A 4,945-nucleotide genomic window follows, 5' to 3' on the forward strand; every position below is an offset into this window, starting at 1 on the left:
GCGAACGAATGGTCGAACCGCCGCTACCTGGACATGTCCCGGCTCGATGACAACCTCGTGGAAGCGAACTGATCATCGCGCCATGGACGGCCATGATCCAAAGTGCGCAACTTTTCGGGCACTACCAAAACCAGCCCATTTCTGTCCGATTCCGGTAACGAGATAACCCAGCCACCCCTCCCCGTACTCTCCCCCTACCGAAATCAGACAAAATCAGCCCATTTCTGTCCGAAAATGGTATGAGTTAACCCGCGTCCCCTCATTACCGAAATCAGACAAAATCAGCCCCATTCTGTCCGATTCCGGTAACAGATAACCCAACCTGCTCTCCTCCGTGTCCCCTCTTACCGAAATCAGACAAAATCAGGGTATTTTTGTCTGAAAACGGTAGGGGTTAACCCACATACCTTCAATTACCAGAATCAGACAAGAATGGGGCAATTTTGTCTGAAAACGGTAGGGGCAGCCTTGTCGATTACCGAAATCAGACAAAACAAGCCCATTCCTGTCCGATTTTGGATGAGATGCCCCGGCTCTTCCTGAACCACTCTTTGCAACCCCTTGCGCTATGCTGGCGGATGGTATGAAATCGCGCCTAGTACGCGCGAATCAGTCGAAAGACGTATCGAAAACGTAAGGACATATCAATGGCACTGACCAAGAAGCAGACCAAGCAGCTGCGCGCTCTGGCGAACTCGCTGAAGCCGCTGTTCTACGTGGGCAAGAACGATCTGACCGAAGCCGCGATCAAGCAGGCCGACGAAACGATCGAAAAGCACGAGCTCATCAAGTGCGCCGTGCAGGACGGCTCCGGACTGACCGCCAAGGAAGCGGCCGAAGGACTGGCGGAACAGCTGAACGCCGAAGTCGTGCAGACCATCGGCAACCGTTTCGTCATCTACCGTCGTTCCAAGCGCGACGACGTCGAGCACATCAAGCTGGTGCGCGAGTAGTTCCGATTCCGTATCGTACGATTCGCGACGTTCGTGTGGTTCGTACCGCTCGTAACTGTGCGAACCGTGCGAACCGCACAAGCCGTGCAACATACGACGAAGGGCGATCCCGTTCAGATAACGGGGTCGCCCTTCACTGTATGAAATCGGATGATTCCGGTTCAGCGCTTCGAGCCTCATCGCACCGCGCCGCACAGCACAGCGCCTCAGCACACCTCAGCGCATCTCACCGCGCCTCAGCATCTCACCGCGCCGCACGCGCATTTCGCCGCACGCGAATACGCATAGCCGTAGCAAGGCACGTCCAACCGATCACGCAGATCAGAATCATCGTGCCGAAAGTCCACGCGCCGCCAACCGCCGTGGCATGGGCGAACGACGCGGAACCCTCCTGCCCCGCGCCGGCCTGCGCCACCGACAGAATCGTGGCGAACAGCGCGGTACCGGCCGCACCACCGAACTGCAGGCAAGTGTTGAAAATAGCGTTGCCGTCGGGCCTGAACACGCCCGGCACTTCGGACAACGCACTGGTCATCACGTTCGCATTGCCGATGGCGTAGAAGAAGCCGAACACGAAGTAGAAGCCGGCCAGCATCGCCGCCGTCAGATGCATGGAGAACACCAGCATCAGCGTGGGGCCGAGCACGGCAATGCCCATCGGGATGAGGATCGGCTTGACCGCGCCGAACCGGTCGTAGAACCAGCCGCCGAGCGGAGCGCACACCGCGCCGATCAACGCACCCGGCAGCACCAGTGCACCGGCCACGAACGTGGACGTACCGAGCGACAGCTGGGCGACATTGGTGATCACGTAACCGTAACCGATGCCAACGAGCGGCATCAGCGTGTACGCGACGGCATGCAGCAGCACCACGGGGTCACGCAGAATGCCGAGACGCAGCAGCGGCGAGAACGCGCGACGGGACATGAACGCGAACAGTACCAGCGAGCCGAGCCCCACCACCAGGCAAACCGCGGTGATGATGAAGGAGAAGGTCGCGTTCCCGCCGGACACGAGCTTGCCCACGGCCACGCCGCCCTGGTTCAGGGCGAGTACCAGGCCGACCAGCGCGAACACGATGGCGGTCAGCTGCAGCGGGTCAAGGTAGGCGTCCTCGGTGGGCACCTTCTGTTCGATGCACCGGCAGCCGATCACCGCGGCCAGCAGGATCAGCGGAATCGCGATGACGAAAATCGCACGCCACGGCAGAATGCTGGTCACCGCGCCGCCGACGGTCGGGCCAATAGCGGGCGCGACGGTGATCACCAGCGAACCGACGCCCATAAGACGACCGATTTTGGAGCGCGGCGACTGTTCGAGAATGATGTTGATCATGAGCGGCGTGGCGATGCCGGAGCCGATGCCTTGGATGATGCGCGCGATCAGCAACAGCGGGAAGGCGTGCGCGACAATCATGATCAGCGAGCCGACGAGGGCGAGCGCCACCGCAGCAAGGAACAGCGCCTTGATTTTGAACCGGCGCTTCAGGAAGGAGCTGACCGGCATGGTCGCCGCGACGGACAGCAGGTAGATGGTGGTGATCCACTGCACGGTGGACGTGGTGACGTTGAATTCGCGCATCAGCGCGGGGAACAGCACCGTCATCACGGTTTCCGTGAGGATGCCGATGAAGGCGAGCGAACCGACCGCGACGATCGAACCGATGAGTCGGCCGCTGATTTTTTCGTCGGCGGGGGTTGCGGGGGTGGTGTTGGTGGGCGCGGCAGCGGTTTCGCTGACGGCCGTGCTTGCGGTTTCGCTGGTACTCGTGACGTTCCCTGTGTTCTTCGTATTCCCTGTATTCTTCGTATTCTCTGTGTTCTCGCTCATATCTTCGCTTATCTTCGCTCGTGGTTTCGCTGTGACCTGTATCGTATTTCGCTCCGGAAGGGCAAGCCGTGTTGAGGCGCGCCCCTCGTACTGCGGAATGTGAAATCTTGCGGAATATAAGGTGTTGCCAACCGGCGTATGTATCCTCGCGCCGCGCACCCACGCGGCAGACGTTTCGTTTGATAGCCGAGTGTCCAGTGTAGCCGGGTCAGGTGGACAACGGTGGACGGTGTGGATTGCGGTCGGAACGTGGTTGGAATGCGTTCTGGTCTGAACGCGACCCACATACGATCTGAATATGGTCGGACCCGGCTGGAACGTGATCTGTCTGATTGCGGTCGGGATAGTTGGAGTGCGATTCGCCCCGGATGCGGTCTGAAAATGATTTGAATGCGGTCGGGCATGGCTGAGGGCGGTTCAACCTGACACAGCCGGTCCGACCTGACGCGGTCCCGATCAACGGAACCGCACAAATCCGCCGCACCCGCCTCGACGAAATCAGTCGTTCCCACCGTTTCCGGACGATCCGCCGTTCAAGCCGTTCCAGCCGTTCCAGTGCTCCTAGCTGTCCCACCGTTTTCAGTCATTCCGCCGTTTCCGCCGTCCCAGCAGTCCCACCAGCTGTCCCAGCAGTCCCACCATTCCCGGTCATTCCGCCGTTTCCGTCGTCCCCGTGCAAAATGGGACGAATCCGTGCGAGACGCGCCGACACCTCATGCTCGTAGCCGCGATCGTTGGGATGGTAGTATTCCCGGCCCACCAGCTCATCAGGCAGATACTGCTGCGGCGCCACCGCGCCAGGCCAATCATGCGCGTACCGGTAGCCCTCGTGATTGCCCCACTCCTTCATGAGCTTGGTCGGCGCATTACGCAAGTGCAGCGGCACCGCACCGATATGCCCGGCGTCCACGTCGGCCAAAGCCTCGTTGATGGCGTTGTAACTGGCGTTCGATTTCGGCGCCGTGGCCACTGCGAGCGTCGCCTCGGCGAGGATGATTCGCGCCTCCGGCATGCCGACCAGCGCCACCGCCTGCGCCGCAGCCACGGTGACCTGAAGGATTTGCGGCGCGGCCATGCCCACTTCCTCGGCGGCTGCGATCATGATGCGTCGGGCGATGAAACGCGGGTCCTCGCCCGCGCGGATCATGCGCGCCAGGTAGTGGATGGCGGCGTCCGGGTCGGAACCGCGCATGGACTTGATGAACGCGGAGATCACGTCGTAATGGTCGTCGCCGTCCTTGTCGTAACGGACCGTGGCCGTGTCCATGACGGTCGAAACGATGTCCGGCGTGATGATCGGCTTGCGAGCGCCCTTCTTGCGCGCCTTGTCCCCCGTCACCGCGCCCGCCGCGGCCTCCAGGATCGTCAGGCTTTTGCGTGCGTCGCCGCCCGCCATGCGTACGATTTCATCGATGGCCTCATCGTTCGCCTTGACTTCGCCTTTCAGGCCGTGCGGACTTTCCAGCGCGCGCATGATGAGTTCGTGGAGCTGGTCGGGTTCGAGCGATTCGAGTTTGACCACCACGGAACGCGAAAGCAGCGGTTTGATGACGGAAAAACTGGGGTTTTCGGTAGTCGCGCCGATGAACGTGACGTCGCGGTTTTCGACCGCCGGCAGTAGCGCGTCCTGCTGGGATTTGGAGAAACGATGCACTTCGTCGATGAACAGGACGGTTTCCCTGCCTTGCGTCACCAAGCGTTCGTGGGCGCGGTTGAGTACGTCGCGCACATCCTTGACGCCGGATGTTACGGCGGAAAGTTCTTCGAATTCGCGGCCGGACTGTTTGGCCACGATGGTGGCGAGCGTGGTTTTGCCCACACCGGGAGGGCCGAACAGGATGATGGAGCTCGGCGCGGTGAGGGAGCCCTTGGAAGCGGGATTGGCGAGGCGCCGCAGCGGCGACCCCTGACCGAGCACATGCTGCTGCCCCACCACTTCGTCGATGGTTTGCGGCCTCATGCGCACTGCCAACGGTCTGGTCATATCTTCGGGCGCTTCCGTCGCACCGAATAAATCCTGCTCACTCATGGTTCCCACTCTACCGCTCTGGCTCTCCGTGGTTTTGCCGATCTGTTCTCCGTGGTTTTATCACCCCACCCCTCCGGAAGTTCCACCGCGAATTCGAAGAACTTTCCGCCGTAACATCCGGCGTCAAGGATG

At 60.9% G+C, this 4,945-nt stretch carries 3 protein-coding genes; 1 reads left to right on the forward strand and 2 read right to left on the reverse strand.

Annotation, left to right across the window (positions count from 1 at the left end):
- Positions 1-647: 647 nt before the first annotated feature.
- The gene (locus KIH75_RS09825) at positions 648-953 is read left to right on the forward strand and encodes a YhbY family RNA-binding protein (protein WP_219056522.1); all 306 of its coding nucleotides are present in this window, start codon (positions 648-650) and stop codon (positions 951-953) included.
- 244 nt (positions 954-1,197) lie between these two features.
- On the opposite strand, the gene KIH75_RS09830 is transcribed toward KIH75_RS09825, so the two are convergent.
- On the reverse strand, positions 1,198-2,784 hold the full coding sequence (locus tag KIH75_RS09830) for an MFS transporter (protein WP_219056523.1): 1,587 nt from the start codon (positions 2,782-2,784) through the stop codon (positions 1,198-1,200).
- Positions 2,785-3,367: 583 nt separating this feature from the next.
- On the reverse strand, positions 3,368-4,813 hold the full coding sequence (locus tag KIH75_RS09835) for a replication-associated recombination protein A (RefSeq protein WP_219056524.1): 1,446 nt from the start codon (positions 4,811-4,813) through the stop codon (positions 3,368-3,370).
- Positions 4,814-4,945: the final 132 nt, after the last annotated feature.

This window comes from Bifidobacterium pongonis (assembly GCF_019331805.1).
GTDB lineage: Bacteria > Actinomycetota > Actinomycetes > Actinomycetales > Bifidobacteriaceae > Bifidobacterium > Bifidobacterium pongonis.

Coding starts and splice junctions, on each gene's coding strand:
- KIH75_RS09825 (WP_219056522.1), top strand. CDS start 648: ATGGCACTGACCAAGAAGCAGACCAAGCAGCTGCGCGCTCTGGCGAAC.
- KIH75_RS09830 (WP_219056523.1), bottom strand. CDS start 2,784: ATGAGCGAGAACACAGAGAATACGAAGAATACAGGGAATACGAAGAAC.
- KIH75_RS09835 (WP_219056524.1), bottom strand. CDS start 4,813: ATGAGTGAGCAGGATTTATTCGGTGCGACGGAAGCGCCCGAAGATATG.